The 19,201-nt window shown below is 69.4% G+C and carries 12 protein-coding genes and 3 pseudogenes; 7 read left to right on the top strand and 8 right to left on the bottom strand.

What is annotated here, in order from left to right:
- Window positions 1-44: 44 nt before the first annotated feature.
- Window positions 45-761, top strand: a complete 717-nt coding sequence (locus tag ACIP4Y_RS12880) for a GntR family transcriptional regulator (RefSeq protein ID WP_401391650.1) — start codon at window positions 45-47, stop codon at window positions 759-761.
- A 10-nt stretch (window positions 762-771) separates the two neighbouring features.
- Here ACIP4Y_RS12880 and ACIP4Y_RS12875 read toward each other — a convergent pair.
- From ACIP4Y_RS12875 to ACIP4Y_RS12840, 8 genes and pseudogenes are all read right to left on the bottom strand, one after another.
- Window positions 772-1,619: pseudogene (locus ACIP4Y_RS12875) on the bottom strand (amidohydrolase family protein).
- Window positions 1,620-1,755: 136 nt separating this feature from the next.
- On the bottom strand, window positions 1,756-2,079 hold the full coding sequence (locus ACIP4Y_RS12870; protein WP_401391647.1) for an L-rhamnose mutarotase: 324 nt from the start codon (window positions 2,077-2,079) through the stop codon (window positions 1,756-1,758).
- Window positions 2,076-3,632: a sugar ABC transporter ATP-binding protein gene (locus ACIP4Y_RS12865; protein ID WP_401391644.1), complete on the bottom strand. Its 1,557-nt coding sequence runs from the start codon at window positions 3,630-3,632 to the stop codon at window positions 2,076-2,078. The genes ACIP4Y_RS12870 and ACIP4Y_RS12865 overlap by 4 nt, the downstream gene beginning before the upstream one ends.
- Window positions 3,629-4,656, bottom strand: a pseudogene (locus ACIP4Y_RS12860) (ABC transporter permease). The gene ACIP4Y_RS12865 and the pseudogene ACIP4Y_RS12860 overlap by 4 nt, the downstream one beginning before the upstream one ends.
- Entirely contained in the window at window positions 4,653-5,729 is a 1,077-nt protein-coding gene (locus ACIP4Y_RS12855; protein WP_401391642.1) for an ABC transporter permease, read from the bottom strand. The pseudogene ACIP4Y_RS12860 and the gene ACIP4Y_RS12855 overlap by 4 nt, the downstream one beginning before the upstream one ends.
- Window positions 5,726-6,814 (bottom strand): mandelate racemase/muconate lactonizing enzyme family protein, encoded by a 1,089-nt coding sequence (locus ACIP4Y_RS12850; RefSeq protein ID WP_401391639.1) that lies wholly within the window; start codon window positions 6,812-6,814, stop codon window positions 5,726-5,728. The genes ACIP4Y_RS12855 and ACIP4Y_RS12850 overlap by 4 nt, the downstream gene beginning before the upstream one ends.
- Before the next feature lie 35 nt (window positions 6,815-6,849).
- Window positions 6,850-7,934: pseudogene (locus tag ACIP4Y_RS12845) on the bottom strand (sugar ABC transporter substrate-binding protein).
- Window positions 7,935-8,172: 238 nt separating this feature from the next.
- The gene (locus tag ACIP4Y_RS12840) at window positions 8,173-10,314 is read right to left on the bottom strand and encodes an alpha-galactosidase (RefSeq protein ID WP_401391636.1); all 2,142 of its coding nucleotides are present in this window, start codon (window positions 10,312-10,314) and stop codon (window positions 8,173-8,175) included.
- A 176-nt stretch (window positions 10,315-10,490) separates the two neighbouring features.
- Here ACIP4Y_RS12840 and ACIP4Y_RS12835 point away from each other — a divergent pair, with 176 nt between their 5' ends.
- Genes ACIP4Y_RS12835 through ACIP4Y_RS12810 form a run of 6 tightly spaced genes read left to right on the top strand, consistent with a single transcriptional unit; the run spans window position 10,491 to window position 19,188 of the window.
- Window positions 10,491-11,696, top strand: a complete 1,206-nt coding sequence (locus ACIP4Y_RS12835) for an ROK family protein (protein WP_401391634.1) — start codon at window positions 10,491-10,493, stop codon at window positions 11,694-11,696.
- A gap of 26 nt (window positions 11,697-11,722) precedes the next feature.
- Complete coding sequence (locus ACIP4Y_RS12830) at window positions 11,723-13,036, top strand: ABC transporter substrate-binding protein (RefSeq protein ID WP_401391631.1); 1,314 nt, start codon at window positions 11,723-11,725, stop codon at window positions 13,034-13,036.
- Window positions 13,037-13,061: 25 nt separating this feature from the next.
- Window positions 13,062-13,973, top strand: coding sequence for a carbohydrate ABC transporter permease (locus ACIP4Y_RS12825; RefSeq protein ID WP_401391628.1), 912 nt, complete (start codon window positions 13,062-13,064; stop codon window positions 13,971-13,973).
- Window positions 13,970-14,896 (top strand): carbohydrate ABC transporter permease, encoded by a 927-nt coding sequence (locus ACIP4Y_RS12820; RefSeq protein ID WP_401391625.1) that lies wholly within the window; start codon window positions 13,970-13,972, stop codon window positions 14,894-14,896. The genes ACIP4Y_RS12825 and ACIP4Y_RS12820 overlap by 4 nt, the downstream gene beginning before the upstream one ends.
- 47 nt (window positions 14,897-14,943) lie before the next feature.
- Complete coding sequence (locus tag ACIP4Y_RS12815) at window positions 14,944-16,755, top strand: alpha-galactosidase D (protein WP_401391622.1); 1,812 nt, start codon at window positions 14,944-14,946, stop codon at window positions 16,753-16,755.
- Between the two features lie 57 nt (window positions 16,756-16,812).
- Window positions 16,813-19,188, top strand: coding sequence for a glycosyl hydrolase family 95 catalytic domain-containing protein (locus tag ACIP4Y_RS12810; protein WP_401391619.1), 2,376 nt, complete (start codon window positions 16,813-16,815; stop codon window positions 19,186-19,188).
- Window positions 19,189-19,201 lie beyond the last annotated feature (13 nt).

Genomic DNA, 19,201 nt, shown 5'->3' with positions numbered 1-19,201 from the left:
TAAACTGCTGGTGGACGCAGCACACCGAAGGCAGGGAGACACGGATGCCGGCACAGGACCCGTCCGCCCCCGCCAATGCGGCTGGGGCGAGTGAGCCGCCCACCGCGCCGGTCCGGCAAGTCCTGTCCGACAGTGTCTACGAGGACATCAAGGCCAAGATCATGGACCACGAGATCGCCCCGGGGGCGCGGGTCGGCATCGAGGCGCTGGCTCGTTCCCTCGACGTCTCGCCGACGCCCGTACGCGAGGCGCTGGCCCGGCTCGAGAGCGACGGCCTCGTCGTCAAGCGATCCCTGTCCGGATACCGTGCGACCGAGTTGCTGACGCGTCAGGGCGTGGAGGAGCTGTTCGAGATGCGGCTGCTCCTGGAGCCGCGCGCCGCGGCCCTCGCCGCCCGTAACGCCGACGAGAGTCAGCTCGACGCCATCGAGGCGACGCTGGAGGCCATGCAGGCCCACCCCGGCCCCGGCGGTCCGTACCCCTGCTACCGCGACTTCGCCGCACTGGACCAGCGGTTCCACGACACCGTCGCGGACGCCGCACACCGGCCGCTGCTCGCGGACGCGGTGGAGCGGCTCCACTCGCATCTGCACATCTTCCGCCTCAGCAGCATCCAGGACGCGGGCGACCCCACCCTGAACGAACACGAGCGCGTGGTGCGGGCGATTCTGCGCCGTCGACCCGATCGGGCGGCCGAGGCGATGGCCGAGCACCTCACACGCAGCCTGGAGCGCCAGCTGACCCGGTTCGAGGGGGAATGACCCGGTTCGGTCAGTCGCTCAGTCCGTAGACGCGGCGAGCGGTGCCCTCCCACACCTCAGCCTGCTCGTCCGGAGTCAGGGCAGCGGTGAGGACCTGGGCGGAGCGCACGACCTCTCCATAGGTCGCGGCCATGGTGCACACCGGCCAGTCCGAGCCGAACATCAGGCGCCCGGGACCGAAGGCGTCGATCACGGTGTCCGCGTACGGTCGGAGGTCGTCGACCGTCCACGACGTCCGGTCCGCCTCGGTCACCATGCCGGAGAGTTTGCACACCGTGTTCGGCAGGGCGGCCAGCTCCCGCAGCCGCGCCGCCCATGGCTCGCGCCGCCCGCAGACGATCGGCGGCTTGCCGAGGTGGTCCAGGACGAAGGTGAGTGCGGGCACGGCGGCGGCCGCCCGCGCCGCCGCGGGCAGTTGGTGCGGCAGGACGACCAGGTCGTAGACGAGCCCGGCCGCGGCGACCGCGCGCAAGCCGCGCAGGACGTCCGGCCGGGTCAGCCAGTCGGGGCGGGCTCCGCCTGGACCTGGTGGCGGATGCCGCGCAGAAGTCCGCCGCCCGGCAGGGACCGCAGTGCCTGCAGGGCGTAGGCGACGTGCGGGGCCGTGAGGTCGGTCCAGCCCACGACCGCCCCGAGCGTGTCACTGGCTTCGGCGACAGCCAGCAACTCGGGCGTCTCCTCGGCGACGTTGACCGTCTCCACAACGACGGTGGCCGTGACCCCGGCAGCCCGGGTCTCGGCCTCCAGGTCTGCCATGACGAAGGAGCGGCGCAACGGGACCAGGTCGGGCCCTTGGATCCACTCCTGGTCGCGTACGGCGAGATCCCACAGGTGGTGATGGGCATCGACAATGCTCACGAGCGGCTTCCTCTCGGGATCGGCACACCAGCGGGCAGCAGCTCCCGCACGCGCGGTGAGGTCCTTGCCGTCACGGGGACGGGCTCATACCGCGTGGTGGCCAGGGGCGGCGCGGACGGATCATGGGGCGAGGGGTCTACTCCATGAGGAAGACCTGTTCCAAGTCGGCCCACCACCCACCGGGCCGGGCTTCTGCGACGGGCCGCTGGCAGGGTGCGGTGAGCCGCCACCATCGCTGGGTGGCCGGGTCCTCGGCGATCGCGGCGAGGTCGGACGCGAGGTCGTCGCCGTGGTACTCGAAGTAGGCGAAGAGCCGGTCACCGAGGATGTGGATCGAGTAGTTGGCGATGTGGGAGCGGCGCAGCCGGTCGAGGACCGGGCCGGGGACGCGCCGGTGCAGCTCCCGGTACTCATCCACCTTGTCGGGGAGGACGTGGATGACCTGGGCGACCCGCTTCACGAGGCGGCGCCCTTCTCGGCCACAGCCGATACTGCCGACACGGCACGGTCGTGGATGATCCGGATGATCTTCCCGCTCATGCGGTCGTAGTCGTGGTCGTTGTCCAGCTCGCCGCGGACACGGTGGTCGGCCATGACCACCACCCGGTCGGCGAGGGTGACCATCTCCGTCAGATCGCTGCTGATGAGCAGGATCGGCAGGCCGCCGCGGGCCAGCTCCCAGATCAGCTCGTGGAAGGCGTGCTTGGTGCGTACGTCCACCCCGACGGTCGGTTCGTCGACGACCAGCAGCCGGGTGTCGGCCGCGAGCCACTTCGCCAGACTCACCTTCTGCTGGTTGCCCCCGGACAGTTCACCGGCGTTCTGCCGCAACCCGGAGACGCGGATGCCGAGACGGTCGACGAGGTCCTGCGCGACCTCCCTCTCCCGGCGTGCGGAAATGTCGCCGAGGAACCGGCCGAGTCTGTTCCACACCGTCACGGTGACGTTCCGGACGATGGGCTGCTCCAGGAAGACCCCTTCCTCCTTGCGGTTCTCGGTCAGATAGCCGATGCCGTAGGTGTGCAGGGCCTCGCGCGGGGAGCTGATCCGCACCGGCTCGCCGTACACCCGGATCTCGCCGGCCGTCACCCGTTCGAGGCCGAGGACGGCCTTGACCAGTTCGCTGCGGCCGGCGCCGACCAGGCCGTACAGGCCAACGATCTCGCCGGGCCGGACGTCGAGCGAGACGTCCTGGTGTCCGGCCGCGGTGCACAGTCCCGACAGGGACAGGGCTGGTTCCGCGGAGGTGTCGAATGCGCGCGGCGTCATGTCGGTCACCGAGTGGGCCCGGCCGACCATGAGGGTGACCACGTCGTCCTGGGCGTACTCGGCGGGGGGCGCCGACTGAAGCACCGACCGGCCGTCGCTCAGGACGGTGACGGTGTCGCAGATCGCGAAGATCTCCTCCAGCTTGTGGCTGACGAACACCACGCAGGTGCCGCGCTCCTTGAGCCGGCGGACGACGTCGAAGAGGCGTTCCGCCTCCTGCGGGGAGAGCGAGGCGGTGGGCTCGTCGAGCAGCAGTACCTCGCTCTCCGTGTAGAGAGCCTTTGCCATCTCGACCAACTGCTGCTGTGCCACGGACATTTCGCGCACCGGGCGCTGCGGGTCGAGGTCCAGGCCGAGTTCGGCCAGGCAGCGCACGGCGGGTTCGGTCATCGCCTCCCGGTCCACCAATCCCCGACGGGCGGGCGGGCTCTGGAGCGTGATGTTCTCGGCCACGGAGAAGCCGGGGATCAGGTTGCGCTCCTGGTGGACCACGCCGATGCCGGCCCGGGTGGCCTCCAGCGGGGAGCGCGGGTGGATCTCCTCGCCGCGCCGGAGCAGTCTGCCGCCGTCGGGCGGGTGCACGCCGGTGATCACCTTGATCAGCGTGGACTTGCCCGCGCCGTTCTCCCCCAGCAGCGCGTGCACGGACCCGGCGGTCAGGGTCAGGCCCACGCCGTCGAGGGCGCGTACGCCGGGGAAGACCTTGACGATGTTCTCGCAGGCCAGCAGGACGTCGTCGGTCATCGGGCGCCTCCCGTGGTCGGCAGGGCACCGGCCGACGGCGCGGGCGGTGTGCGGTGAGGTGCCTTGCCCTTCTTCTCGAGGTGGGTCTGGTGGATGCGGCCGCCGACGACCGTGCCGAGGACGACCAGGCCGATGAGGAAGTTCACCCAGCTCGGGTCGAGGGAGAACTGGGCCCGCGAGGTGTCGATGAGCCGCATCACGAAGGCGGCGAGCACGGTGCCGAGCACGGCGACCGAGCCGCCGGTGAGCGCGACGCCGCCGATGATGGGAGCCGCGAAGCTGGGCAGCAGCCAGTCTCCGCCGACGCTGCGGTTGACGCCGGGCAGCGAGGCGGTCGCGATGAGTGCCGCGATGCCGACGAGCAGCCCGGACAGGGTGTGGGCGAGCACGATCTGCCGGTCGGTGGAGATGCCCGACAGCCGGGCCGCGAGCGGGTTGCCGCCGGCGGCCAGCAGACGCCGACCGGCGATGGTGCGGTACATGAAGGCGGCGAGCAGCGCGAGCGCGGTGACGAAGACGAGGGGGATGCTGAGTGGCGCCAAGTGGCCGAAGTCGCGCAGGGTCGCCGAGTATCCGTCGATCGTGCGGGTGCCGGCGAGCCGGTACTGCGCCCCGAGCAGGATCGTCATCGTGCCGAGGGTGACGATGAAGCCGTTGATGCGGGTGGCAACGATGAACACGCCGGTGAGCAGGCCGATCAGGGTGGCGGTGAGGACGCCGGTCAGGACGGCGAGGCCGGCGGGAACCCCGTGGTCGGCCATCAACACGCCCATCAGGCAGGCGGTGAACCCGCCCAGCGCGCCGACGGCGAGATTGAGCTGCCCGACGCAAGGGCCACCATCTGGGCCAGGCCGATGAGGATGGGCGTGGCGAGGTACTGGAGGAACGTGCGCAGCGAGGACCCCTCGAAGAAGGAACCGGACGAGGCGATGCCGAGGCCCACGTAGCCGGCGGCGACCACGCACAGCAGGGTCATCGTGGTGGACCGGCTGAAGCGCCGCATCCGGTCGCGGAGCGTCGTCATGTGGAGCGCACCACCTTGCGATAGGACACGACGGCGCGCACCCGGTCCGCGGACAGGGCCAGGAGGAGTACGCAGCCGAGGTAGATGTTGAGACTTTCCAGGCCGACGCCGAGCAGGTCGAGCCCCTTGCGGATGACGCCGACCAGGGCTGTGCCGAGCAGTGCGCCGATGACGGAGACGACGCCGCCGGTGAGGAGGGTGCCGCCGAGGACGGCGCCGAGGAACGAGGGGAGCATGAAGTCGTCGCCGATGGACGCGCGGAACGTGCCGGTGCCGACGGCGGCCATGAAGCCGGCGAGGGCGGCGAGCAGTCCGGACAGCGCGTGGGCCAGGATGATCCGGCGTCCGGTGGGGATGCCCGACAATTCGGCGGCGGCGGGGTTGGCGCCGGTCAGCAGCAGTTCCCGGCCGATGCGGGTGCGGGCGTAGAGGAAGCCGAGGCCGGCCAGGGCGAGCACGGTGAACTGGGCCAGCTGTGGGATGGCGGGTGAGCCGCAGACGGGGCCGACGCAGATGTCCGCGAGCGAGTAGGTACGCAGCTCCGCCAGGCCGTCCGGCCGCGTGGTGAACGCGGCGTTCTCGGTGAGGGCCGAGTAGAGCAGGGACACCAGACCCAGCAGGGCGAAGTCCATGGCCAGTGTCACGACGAACGAGTTCACACCGGTGCGGGCGATGATCCAGCCGGTGAGCGCCCCGATGGCGCAGCCCGCGACGAGGCACAGGACGAGGCCGAGGGGCAGCGGCAGTCCGAGCCGGTCGTAGCCGAAGCCGGCGAAGAGGGCGCCGAAGGCGGCCATGCGTCCGACGGCGAGGTTCATGTGCCCGATGGACAGCACGACCATCTGGGCCAGTGCCACCACGGTGAGCGTCGAGATGTCCCTCAGGAGCGGGAAGAGCACCAGCCGTTCGTCGAAGAAGGCGGGGCGCAGCACGCCGAACAGTGCGCCGAGCGCGACGACGAGTACGAGGAGTCCGAGCCGCTGGTTGACCCAGAAGGGCAGCCGGTGGGCCAGGCGGGCCCCGTCGGTGGGGCGGTCGGTCTCGCTGTCGGCGGGTGTGAGGGCCGTCTTCATGCGACCCTCCGGTCGTCGATGGCGTCCAGGTCCCAGTCGATGCCGATGCCGGGCTCGTCCGGCGCCACGGCGTGGCCGTCGCGCACGACCATCTCGGTGCGGGTGACGGCGCGCAGCTGCGGGATGTACTCGACGAACGCGCCGTTGGGCACCGCAGCGACCAGGCTGACGTGCAGTTCCATCAGGAAGTGCGGGCAGACCCGGACGTTGAAGGTCTCCGCGAGGTGGGCGACCTTCAGCCACGGGGTGATGCCGCCGATCCGGGCGACGTCCACCTGCACGATGGAGGCGCCGCCGGTCTCCAGGTAACTGCGGAACTGCAGGGGCGAGTACAGGGATTCACCTACGGCGATCGGGATGCGGGTGGAGCGGGCCAGCCGGGCATGACCGCCGATGTCGTCGGCGGGCAAAGGTTCTTCCAGCCAGCACGGCCCGTACGGTTCGAGGGCGGCGGCGAGCTGCAATGCGGAGGACAGCGACTGGGACTGGTTGGCGTCCGTCATGATGTGCAGCCTGGAGCCGACCCCCGCGCGGACGGCGCACAGCCGCTCGGCGTCCTCGGCGACGTGCGGCTTGCCCACCTTGATCTTGACCCCGGAGAATCCGGCGTCTTTCGCCGCGAGCGCGGACTTGACCAGGTCCTCGGTGCCGAGGTGGAACCAGCCGCCCTCGGTGTCGTAGACGGGCATCTCCTGGCGGTGTCCGCCCGCCAGCCGCCACAGCGGTTCGCCTGCCCGTTTGCAGCGCAGGTCCCACAGGGCGGTGTCCACGGCGGCGAGCGCCAGTGAGGTGATGGCGCCGGTGGTGGTGGCGCGGGTGTGGGCGAACAGGGACTGCCAGAGGCCTTCGACGTTGCGGGCGTCCTTGCCGGTGAGAAGGGGCAGCAGGTGCTCCCGGAGCAGCGCGAGGACCGAACTTCCGCCGGTGCCGATCGTGTAGGCGTAGCCGGTTCCCCCCAGGCCGTCGGCCGTGGTGATGGTGACGAGGAGGGTCTCCTGCTTGACGAACGACTGCACGGCGTCGGTGCGGTCGGTCTCCACGGCTATGTCGGCCAGCAGGGCGGTTGCGTGGGTGATGAGAGGCATGCGCGGGCCGCCTTTCTCTGTCAGGGACCTGGCGGTCAGGCGCAGGAGAGGAACTCGTCGGCGAACTGCTTCTTCAGCGCTGCGGTCTTGGCCTTGCGCGCGTCGTCGTAGTCGGAGATGTTGCCCTTCGTGACGACGAAGGAGCCGGAGTCGACGATCTTGCCGGGTTCCTTCATGGCGCACTGCTTGGTCTGCAGCAGGGCGAGCACCCAGGCCCCGATCTCGGCCTGGCCGACCGGGTTCTGCACGACGGTGGCGCTGACGGAGCCGTTCTCGATCGACGAGAGGATCTTGGCGTCGTCGTCGATGGCCACGACCTTGGCCTTGGAGCCGGACTCCCGCACGGCCTCGGCGGCGGCCACCGCCGGGTTGTAGGCGGTGGAGACGATGCCCGCGATCCGGGCGCCCTTGGCGGCGAGCAGGTCGGACACGGCCTTCTGTGCGGTCTGGAGGTCCTTGTCGATGTCGGTGATGGTCTGCAGCAGCGTGACCTTGCCGCCGGTCTCCACCGCCTTCTCCACACCCCGCTTGCGCAGTTGCGTGTTGGCGTCCACGTTGTTGCCGGTCAGATGGACGAGGGCACCCTTGCCGCCGATGGCTTTATGGCGGCCTTCGCGGCCTTGTACGCGGCAAGTTCGACGTCCGTGGAGAGGCAGAAGTCCGCCTCGTTGGTGTCGCCGGCCGGGCAGGAGGCCAGGGACGCCACGGCGAAGCCCTGGAACTTGAGGTCGGCGAAGGTGGTGTTGATGTCGGTCGAGGAGACTCCGAAGATGCCGAAGGCGTTGTAACCGCGGGCGGCAAGCGTCGAGACCAGGTTGTTCTGCTTCTGCTGGTCCCACTCGGCGGTCTCGTCGAAGGTGACGTCGCCCAGCCCGAGCGTCTTCTTCGCCTGCTGCCCGGCCTGCTTCCAGGGCTGGAAGTAGGGGTGGGCGCCGCCCGGGACGAGCGCGACCCTGACCCCGGAGCCGTCGGCCAGCTCGGCCGTTCCGCCGCCGGCCTGTCCGGAGGCGGCGTCGGCGGCGACCCGCTCGTCGGAGTTCTTGATGGTACAGGCCGACGAGGCGGCGGCCAGGAGTACGAGGGTGATGGCGGCTGTCATGGCGGTTCTGCGACGGCTCATGGTGATGCCCCACTCAAATCAAATAGGATTTCCTGCCGTGATGCTCGAGGAGCGCCTCGACCCGCGTCAAGGGCCGTACGGGACCGGATCGGCGATGCGCCTCAACAAACGCTCTGCATGTCTCAACTTGCCTGAATGGGCAGGGAAGTCCCGGATTGCGATCCCGGCAACCAGGACGGTCTACACATGCAGGATCATATAGAAAACGCACCCGGTGGACTTGGACGAGTCCGGGAACTCACCGGCCCTCGCCATGCGGCGGGAGGCGCACCAGGTGCAGCGCCTTGCTGGCCCAGTCGCCGAGCGGCAGGTTCAAGTGCAGGCCGTAGTCGGTGAGGACCGTCGCGTGGTGGACCGTTCCGGTGCGGGTGTCGCGGTAGCGGGCGCCCGGGAGCAGGCCGCGCAGGCGCACCGGTTGGCGCGGAGCACCGTGACGCGGGCCGCGCTGCCATGCCAGGACCAGCACCTCGTCGCCGCCCTCGGCGACGTACTGCACGACGGTCGGCCCCTCCCCCGCCGGCCCGCGCAGCCGGTGGAGGGCGCCCTGCTGGACCAGATGACGTACGCGCTTGTACGTGGCCACCAGTTCGGCGGCCTCGGTGATCTCCTCCTTCGTCCAGCGGGAGAGGTCGCCGCCGATGCCGAGCAGGCCGGACATCGCCACGTGGAAGCGGAACGACAGCGGTAGGGAACGGCCGGTGAGCCGGTTCGGCACGTCCGTCACCCACGCGGACATCGAGCACGCCGGGTAGATCTGCGCGAAGCCGTGCTGGATCGCCAGCCGGTCCTCGGCATCGGTGTTGTCGGACGTCCACGCCTGGTCCGTGCGGGCGAGGATGCCCAGGTCGACCCGGCCGCCACCGCCGCTGCACGTCTCGATGCGCAGCCGCGGATGGTCGGCGCGTAGCCGGTCCAGGACGCCGTACAGGTTCGTCACGTACCGCGTCCACAGCGCGTCGCCGCCGCCCGGATCCCCGGGCCGGCCCGCCTCGCCGAAGGCGCGGTTCATGTCCCACTTCAGGAAGTCGACGCCGTGGTCGGCGACCAGCCGGGTGAGCCAGTCGTACGCCCAGTCCGCGATCTCCCGGCGGGAGAAGTCGAGGACGAGCTGGTTGCGCATCTCGGTGCGCGGCCGGCCTGGCAGGTGCAGCACCCAGTCGGGGTGTTCGCGGTACAGATCGCTGTCCGGATTGACCATCTCCGGCTCGACCCAGAGCCCGAACCGCATGCCGAGCCCGTGCACGTGGTCGGCCAACGGGCCGAGTCCGTCGGGAAACCGGTCGCGGGCCGGCGTCCAGTCGCCGAGGCCCGTGCGGTCGCTGCGGCGGGCGCCGAACCAGCCGTCGTCGACGACGAACAGTTCCACACCGAGGGCGGCGGCCCGCTTGGCCAGCATCTTCTGGCCGCCCTCGGTGACGTCGAAGCCCGTCGCCTCCCAGGAGTTGTAGAGCACGGGGGCCAACTCGTCGGCGCGCGGCAGCACATGGGCGCGTATGTACGCGTGCCAGGCCCGGGTCGTGGCACCGAACCCGCCGTCGGTGAACAGCCCGGCACACACCGGCGTCTCGAACTCCTCGCCCGGACCGAGCTGCAGGACCGTGCCCTCGTGTCCGGCGCCAGCGGTGAAACCGGCCAGACCGTCGGGTGTGCGCTGCACCGTGACGCGCCAGCTGCCGCTCCAGGCCAGCGCCGCACTCCAGACCCGGCCGTGTTCCTCGTCGGCCTCGCCGACGTCCACCATGACCCATGGATTGGCGTGATGACCGGTGATGCCGCGGCGGCCGGTCAGCACGGTCTCCCCGTACGGCAGCGGCTCGCGGCGCAGTTGGGTCTCCGCCGACCACTGGCCGGTGACATGGCTGAGCCGGTACTCGGGCAGCGGCGGGAGCGTCCAGGCGGCGGAGTCGGCGCGCAGCAGGTCGATGTGGTCGCCGCCCGCGTTGCGCAGCACGGTCCGGCGCTCGATGACGTCGGTGTCCTCGCGTACCCGGTAGTGCAGCGCCACCTGGAGCGGGTACAGACGGTCGCGGAACCGCAGGACAAGTTCCTCCGCGCCGGGTGACGGCCGGAGCACCTCGTGGCCGTCCAGGCACCATTCGAATCCGCGGGTGCCGTCGGCGTGGCGTACCTGGAGCGACGGCGGCCCGTAGTGGAGTCCGTCGTCCGCCGGCAGTTCCTCGCCCACCGCACGTCGCCCCTCAAAACTGCTGTGCGCCTCCCCCAGTGGAACGGCGAGCTCAAGCGCCTCCGCCAGGGACAGCCTGGGTCCCCACGCGACATGGCCGGGCGCACCGGTCTCGTCGATGCACAGGGCGTACGACGTGCGCGGGGTGATGAGCAGCCAGACCCCGGCCTCGGGGGAATGGGAGATCAACGGCATGTGGCCTCACGTCCAAGCGGGGAAGATGCTGGCCCTCAGCCAACGCGACCTTCGATCAGCTGTCAACGGCTAGGCGAAGCAGCCAGTTTGAAAGTTTCAGGGGTGTACGACCAATGTTTCACGAGATTCTGCTTCTTTCATTGACACCGAAAAATAAGGGACCTAAGTTCCCGGCCATGCAGTCGACCGCCCCTCTCGAGGCCTTCCCTGCGCAGACGCCCGCCGTCGCCCAGGTCTTCACCACTGTGCTCTCGCACGGCCCCCTCACCCGTTCCGCAGTGGCCGAGCGCACCGGACTGTCCGCCGCGGCGGTGACCAAGGCGGTACGGCCGCTGATCGAGGCCGGGTATCTCGTGGAGGACACCGACGACGCCCGCCGCGCCCTGGGGCGGCCGGCCAATCCGGTGCGGGTCGACGGAGGCCGTGCGCTGTTCATCGGAGTCAAGGCGACCGGGGACGAACTCATCGGTGTCCTCACCGACCTGTGCTGCCGCATCCGCGTGGCCCGGCACCTGCCGCTGACGGACCCGGCCCCGGCAGCGGTACTCGCCGCGCTCTCGGAACTCGTGCGGGAACTGTTCACCGAGGCCGAGGGCTTCGGGGTCCCGGTGCTCGGTCTCGGCCTCGCCGTCTCCGGCGACGTGGACCGCGCCGAAGGAGTCGTCCGCTATTCGCCGTTCCTGGAGTGGCGCGACGTGGCACTAGGCGAACTCGCCACCGTGACCACCGGGTTGCCGGTCACAGTTGAGAACGACGTGCGGGCCCTGACGGTCGCTGAGCAGTGGTTCGGCGCGGGTGTGGGGCTGTCCGACTTCGCGCTGGTCACCGTCGGCGCGGGCATCGGCTGCGGACTCGTGGTGCATGGACGGGTTGTCGCCGGGGCGCACGGGGTGGCCGGCGAGATCGGGCATGTCGCGATCGATCCGGCCGGCCCGATGTGCCGGTGCGGCAACCGGGGCTGTGTGGAGGCGATCGCGGCCGACCAGGCCATCCTCGCCCGCATCACCGAGACGACGGGGGCCGGGGTCACGGACATCGCCCACGCCGTGGACCTGGCCCGTCGGGGACACCCGGGAGTACGGGAGGTCTACGCCGCCGCCGGCGAGGCGATCGGCCGCGGCATCGCCACCGTGGCCAACCTGTTCGGGCCCGAGCGAGTGATCATCTCCGGAGAGGGACTGGCCGCCTACGACCTGTTCGCCAAGCAGATCCGCGACACCTTCTCCGCGCACGCCTTCGGCTCGGCCGTGCAGTGCGACGTACAGACCCGCCCACTGCCCTTCGAGGAGTGGGCCCGCGGGGCAGCCGCCACCGCGATCCAGAGCTTCATCAGATCCGACACCCACCAGCAGCGCGCCATCGGCGCTGCCGCGCGCGCCTAGCGACGCACGAGCACGAGGAGCGACGAATGACGCAGCACAGCAGCTTCCCCCTGGCTGCGCGGGGCCCCGGCCGGCGCCAAGTCGTCGGCGGACTGTTCGGCCTGTCCACGGCGGCCCTGGCCGCTCCCGTCCTCACCGCCTGCGGCGGGGGCCCGGGGGGCGACCCCAAGACGGTCACCTTCGGCTCCAACGGCGCCGACGCCACGCCCAAGAAGGCCTACGCGGCCGTGACCCAGGCGTTCACCAAGGACTCCGGCCTGACGGTGAAGACGAACACGGTCGACCACGACACCTTCCAGACGAGCATCACCAGCTATCTCCAGGGCACCCCGGACGACGTGTTCACCTGGTTCGCGGGCTACCGCATGCAGTACTTCGCGAAGAAGGGCCTGGCGAGCCCCATCGACGACGTCTGGGACGTCATCGGCGGCGGCTTCAGCGGTGCCGCGAAGCAGCTGTCCAAGGGCGAGGACGGCAAGTACTACTTCGTCCCGCTGTACAACTACCCCTGGGCGGTGTTCTACCGGAAGAGCGTCTTCAAGGACCGCAGCTACGAGGTGCCCACCAAGTGGGACGAATTCATCGCGCTCGCCAAGCAGATGAAGAAGGACGGCCTCTCCCCGGTCACCGCCGGCTACGGCGGCGGCGACAGCTGGTCCGTCCTCGGCGCCTTCGACTACCTCGACCTGCGTGCCAACGGGTACGACTTCCACATGCAGTTGATGCGCGGCGAGGTCTCCTGGACCGACAAGCGCGCCGTGCGCATCTTCGACCTGTGGCGTGAACTGACCCCCTACTACCAGACGGGCGGCGGCGGCCGCTCCTGGCAGGACGCCGCCCAGTCGCTCATCGACAAGAAGTCGGGCATGGCGGTCATCGGCCTGTTCATCGGCCAGCAGATCACCGACGAGGCGATACGCGACGACATCGACTTCTTCCCCTTCCCTGAGATCGACAGTGCCCACGGCCTGGACGCCGTCGAGGCCCCTACCGACGGCTTCGTGTTGAGCCGGAAGCCGCAGAACGAGGACGGCGCGAAGAAGTTCCTGGAGTTCCTGGGCAGCGCCCGCGCGGAGGAGCTGTACATGGGCGTCGACCCGAGCAACCTCGCCGCCAACGACCAGGCGAAGACCGACTCGTACAACGCCCTGCAGACCAAGTCGGCCGAACTCATCGCCTCCGCGCAGCACATCAGCCAGTTCGCCGACCGGGACAGCGACCCCGGCTTCATCTCCACGGTCGTCCTGCCCGGCCTGGTCGAGTGGCTCGGCCACCCGGACGACGGCACCGCGACCCTCAAGAAGATCGAGTCCCAGCGCTCGCGCTTCTTCACCTCCTGACCGGGACCGGAAAGGCCTGCGCACCGTGTCCTCCGCGACCTCCCCCGGGCGGCTGAGCCGAGGCGACCGTCTGTTCCTGACGTTCGTCATCGGCCTGCCGCTGCTTGCCCTTCTCGTCTTCGTCTGGCTGCCCGCACTCGCCTCGATCACGCTGTCGTTCACGACCTGGGACGGCATCAACCTGTCCGACATCGCATGGACGGGCATAGAGAACTACACCCAGATCTTCACGAACTACCCGCCGTTCTGGCCGGCCGTCCAGCACAACGTGATCTGGCTGCTGTTCACGGCGCTGCTCCCCACCCCGTTCGGTATCTTCCTGGCCTACCAGCTCGACAAGAAGATTCGTTTCACTAAGGTCTACCAGACCGCGATCTTCGTGCCGATGGTGCTGTCCCTCGCGGTGGTCGGCTTCGTCTGGGAGATCATCTACAACCCCGACACCGGGCTGCTCAACAGCGTCCTCGGCGCCGTCGGGGTCGCTCAGCACATCGACTGGCTCGGCAATGCCGACCTGAACCTGTGGGCGGTCCTCGTCGCCTCGGGCTGGCGGCACACCGGATACATCATGATCCTCTACCTGGCCGGGCTGAAGAGCGTCGACCCGGCCCTGCGGGAGGCCGCGGCCCTCGACGGTGCCAACGGGCGCCAGACCTTCTTCAAGGTCATCTTCCCGTCCCTGAAACCGGTCAACATCATCATCCTCGTCGTCACTGTGATGGAGTCGCTGCGCGCCTTCGACATCGTCTACGTCCTCGGCGGGGGCACCGGCAGCAAACCCGGAATGGAACTGCTCTCCCTGCTGATCACCGACAACATCGTCGGCGAGGCCGGCCACATCGGTTACGGCTCCGCGCTCGCCGTGATCCTGCTGATCGTCTCGCTCGCCACGATCGGGACCTTCCTCGTGCAGACCTTCCGGAAGGAAGACCAGTGACCACGACCGTCAGCCGGCCCGCCTCCCGTAGCGAGTCCGCACGCCGGCGACCGCAGAAGAACGGACCCAAGCGGCCCCCGCGCCACCTCCGGCTCCATCTGCTGCTCGCCGGCATCGCCCTGCTGTGGCTCGTCCCGCTGCTGTGGGCGGTGTACACCTCGCTCAGGTCGTACGAGGACACCTCGGCCAACGGCTACTTCTCCTGGCCGCGCAGCTTCAGCCTGGAGAACTTCACGAACGCCTGGACCCAGTCCGGCATGCCGCACTTCTTCTGGAACTCCGTCCTCATCACCGTCCCCGCGGTGCTCGGCACCCTGCTGTTCTCCGCGGCCGTCGCGTTCTTCGTCTCCCGCTTCGACTTCCGCTTCAACCTCGCGCTGCTGATGCTGTTCACCGCGGGCAACCTGCTGCCCGCCCAGGTGCTCATCACCCCGCTGTACCGGCTCTACCTGCTGGTCCCGCTGCCGTGGTGGATGAGCGACTCGATGCTGCTGTACGACTCGATGTGGGGCATCATCGCGATCCACATCGCGTACCAGTGCGGCTTCTGCACCTTCGTGCTCAGCAACTACATGAAGACGATCCCGAAGGAGATCACCGAGGCCGCGCAGGTCGACGGCGCCCCGGTGTGGCGGCAGTTCTTCCAGATCATCCTGCCGCTGTGCCGGCCGGCCTTCGCCGCGCTGGCCACCCTGGAGTCCATCTGGATCTACAACGACTTCTTCTGGCCGCTCATCCTCGTCGACACCGGCGACAAGCGGCCCATCACCTCCGCGCTGGCCAACCTCCAGGGCGCCTACTTCACCAACCCCAACCTGATCGCGGCCGGTGCCCTGATGACCGCTATCCCCACGCTGCTGGTGTACTTCGCGCTCCAGCGCCAGTTCATCAGCGGGCTCACCATCGGCTCGAGCAAGGGCTGAGCCGCCCTCGTATCCCTCGCCGCACCGAACTAAAGGAGGTACGACCCATGCGGTCATCCTCGTACTCCTTCCTGCCCGGACGACGGTTGAGAACAGTCGTCGTCCTGGCCCTCACCGCGGGACTCGCGACGGCCGTCCCCGCCGCGCAGGCCGAGCCCACCGCGTCCCCGGCCGCCACGTCCACTCCCGTGGCCGCCAAGCCCTACATGGGCTGGACGAGCTGGACCATGCAGTCGTCGAAGTACCCGGGCCTCAACCCCAAGGGCGACTACAGCTATCTGTCCGAGGCGAACGTCCTCAAGCAGACCGACGCCATGGCCGCCAAGCTGAAGAAGTACGGCTACGAGTACGTCAACATAGACGCCGGCTGGTGGATGAGCTGGTCCTGGAAGTCGCAATTCGACGAGTACGGCCGGCAGAAGGCCGACCCGCTGCGCTTCCCCAGCGGCATGAAGGCCGTCGCCGACCGCATCCACTCCAAGGGCCTCAAGGCCGGCATCTACCTCCCGGTCGGCCTGGAGAAGGGGGCGTACAACGACGGCAAGAACCCGATCTGGAACGCCGAGGGCTGCACCACCGGCGACATCGTCTACGACGACCTGCGCACCACCAACGGCTGGGACAGCGCCTACAAGATCGACTTCTCGGATCCCTGCGCGCAGAAGTACATCGACTCCCAGGCGCAGATGTTCGCCGACTGGGGCTACGACTTCCTCAAGCTCGACGGCGTCGGACCCGGCTCCTTCAAGAACGGCGACAACTACAACAACGTCGCCGACGTCGCCGCCTGGCAGAAGGCCATCAAGACCGCCGGCCGCCCGGTCCACCTGGAGCTGTCCTGGTCCCTCGACTACGGGCACGTAGAGGACTGGAAGAAGTACTCCAACGGCTGGCGCATCGACACCGACGTCGAGTGCTACTGCAACACCCTGGTCACCTGGGAGAACTCGGTCGACGACCGCTGGGACGACGCCCCCGCCTGGACCGACCACGCCGGCCCCGGCGCCTGGAACGACCTCGACTCCCTCAATGTCGGCAACGGCGAGATGGACGGCCTCACCAAGGCCGAGCGGCAGAGCTACGCCACCTTGTGGGCGATAGCCAAGTCCCCGCTGTTCACCGGCGACGACCTCACCAAGCTGGACTCCTACGGCCTGTCGCTGCTGACCAACCGCGAGGTTATCGCGATCAACCAGAGCAGCGCCCCGCCCGCCGAGCCCGTCACCGCCTCCGACCCGCAGCAGGTGTGGGCCGCGAAGAACCCGAACGGCTCCTACACCGTCGCGCTGTTCAACCTCTCCGACGCCCCCGCCTCGGTGACCGCCAACTGGTCCACCCTCGGCTTCAAGGGCAAGGCCTCGGTGCGCGACGTGTGGAACGAGCAGAGCCTGGGCTCATACACCGACAAGATCACCCAGGCCCTGCCGGCGCACGGCTCGCGCCTGTTCACCGTCACCCCGCGCGGCACCGACCTCGCCTGGACCGCGTACGAGGCCGAAGCGGGCAGTCTGAGCGGCAACGCCTCCGTGGCCGACTGCTCCGCCTGCTCCGGCGGCCACAAGGTCGGCAACCTCTACACGGGCGGCAAGGTCACCCTCGACGACGTCGTGGTAGCCAAGGCCGGCACCTACCAGATCAAGGTCTCCTACATCAGCGGCGACGCCCGATCAGCCCTGGTCTCCGCCAACGGCGGCGGCGCCACCTCGCACAAGTTCGCTGCCACGGGCGACTGGGGAACGGTCAACACCGTTTATGTGCCGGTGAAGCTGAAGGCAGGGGCCAACACGATCACGTTCGACAGCGGAAGCGACGGCTACGCGCCGGACATCGACCGGATCGACGTACAGCAGTCTCTCTGACCTCCCGCCGACGGGGCCCGGCCGCGCGCCGGGCCCAGACGCCCCCCGGAGCCGCGCATGGACACCAACACGAACGAGCCGAGCAGAAGATCCGTCCTCTCCCTGGCCACCACCGCCGGCCTCACCGCCGCCCTCGGTACCCTGCCTGCCTTCACTGCCTCCGCCGCACCCACCCGCCCCGCCGAAGCGCCGTCGGTCTCCGGCTCGACCCGCCACCAACTGTGGTGGCAGGCCCCCGGTGACGAGGGCTCGCTGATCGAACAGGGCCTGCCCGTCGGCAACGGCCGCATCGGCGCCCTCGCGAGCAACGACCCCGGCCGCGAACTGCTGCTGATCACCGACGCCACGATGTGGACCGGCGGCCTCAACGACACCCTCGACAAGGACGGCCAGTTCCCGTACGGGCGCACGGACTTCGGCTCGTTCACGCTGCTCGCAAAGCTCGCAGTGGACATCCCCGACCACGACCTCGGCGCCGTCAACGGCTACCGCCGCACCCTCGACCTCGCCCAGGGCCTGGTCACCTCCTCCTACGTCCGCTCCGGCGTCACCTACCGGCGCGAGATGTACGCCAGCCACCCCGACGACGTCATCGTCCTGCACTTCACCCAGAGCGGCGGCGGCCGCTACACCGGCTCCATCACCCTGACCGGCACCCACGGCGAGACGCCCACCGCCGCCGAGTCGTTCGGGGCGACCCTGGCCAACGGCTTGCGCTACGGCGCCGCCGTCAAGGCTCGGGGCGACGGCGGCAGGGTCACCGTCGACGGCACCCGCATCGACTTCTCCGGCTGCAAGGACCTCACCGTCGTCGTCAGCGCCGGCACCAACTACGCGCCCGACGCCGCGGCCGGCTTCCGCAACCCCTCCCTCGACCCCGAGCGACTGGCCCGTACGAAGGTCCGCGCCGCCGTTGCGGAGGCCGCCGACGCGCTGCGGCGCACCCACGTCGCCGACTACCGAGCCCTGTACGGACAGCTCGACCTCTCCCTCGGCACGTCCACCGACGCCCAGCGTGGACTGGACACCTGGGAACGCCTCCACGCCCGCACCCGCAACCTCGAACCCGACCCCGAACTGGAAGCGGCCTACCTCCAGTTCGGCCGCTACCTCATGATCACCGGCTCGCGAGACAGCCTGCCGCTGAACCTCCAGGGCCTGTGGCTGCACGGCAACGACCCGGACTGGATGGGCGACTACCACACCGACATCAACATCCAGATGAACTACTGGATGGCCGACCGGACCGGTCTGTCCCAGTGCTTCGACGCCTTCACCGACTACTGCCTCGCCCAGCTCCCGTCCTGGAGCGACCTCACTCAGAGGCTGTTCAACGACCCGCGCAACCGCTACCGCAACTCCACCGGCAAGAACGCCGGCTGGACCGTCGCCATCTCCACCAACCCGTACGGCGGAGGCGGCTGGTGGTGGCACCCGGCGGGCAACGCCTGGCTGTGCAACAGCCTGTACGAGCACTACGAGTACACCCAGTCCCTTGCCTACCTGGCGAAGATCTACCCGCTCCTCAAGGGCGCCTGCGAGTTCTGGGAGGCGCGGCTACTGACGACCACCCTCCCCGGCACGACCCAGGAGGTGCTGATCGCGGACGGCGACTGGTCGCCGGAGCACGGCCCGCTCGACACCAAGGGCATCACCTACGCCCAGGAACTGGTCTGGGCGCTGTTCGGCAACTTCGCCGTCGCGTCCGCCCTGCTGAGGAAGGACACCGGCTACGCCGCCACCATCACCGGCATGCGGAAGAAGCTGTACCTGCCGCAGGTCAGCCCGAAGACGGGCTGGCTGGAGGAGTGGATGTCGCCCGACAACCTCGGCGAGACCACCCACCGGCACCTGTCCGGGCTGGTCGGCCTGTTCCCCGGCGACCGCATCCGCCCCGACGGTTCCACCCCCAAAGAGATCGTCGACGGAGCCACCGCCCAGCTCACCGCGCGCGGCATGAACAGCTTCGGCTGGGCCAACGCCTGGCGCAGTCTGTGCTGGGCCCGGCTGAAGGACGCTGAGAAGGCCTACCAGCTGGTGGTCAACAACCTTCGCCCGTCGACCGGTGGCAGCAACGGCACCGCGTTCAACCTCTTCGACATCTACGAGGTGGAGAAGGGCCGCGGCATCTTCCAGATCGACGCCAACTTCGGCACGGCGGCCGCGATGACGGAGATGCTGCTGTACTCTCGCCCCGGCCACCTGGAGCTGCTCCCCGCCCTGCCGGACGCCTGGGCCGCATCCGGGCATCTCACCGGTCTCCCCGCGCGTGGCGGATTCGTCGTGGACCTGAAGTGGCAGGACGGAGAGCCCACTTCGGTGAGGATCCGCAGCGTCGGCGGGCGTGTGACGAGGGTCGAGTTCGCGGGCCGCTCGCGCAGCGTCGCGCTCAAGCCCGGTGCGTCCGTCACGCTGAAGGGTTTCGACCGGTGATCCGCCGGATCGT

The sequence above is a fragment of the Streptomyces sp. NPDC088810 genome (assembly GCF_044750305.1).
Lineage (GTDB): Bacteria > Actinomycetota > Actinomycetes > Streptomycetales > Streptomycetaceae > Streptomyces.
Note: the sequence above shows the minus strand (reverse complement) of the source record. Positions and strands in the feature narration are given on the sequence as shown.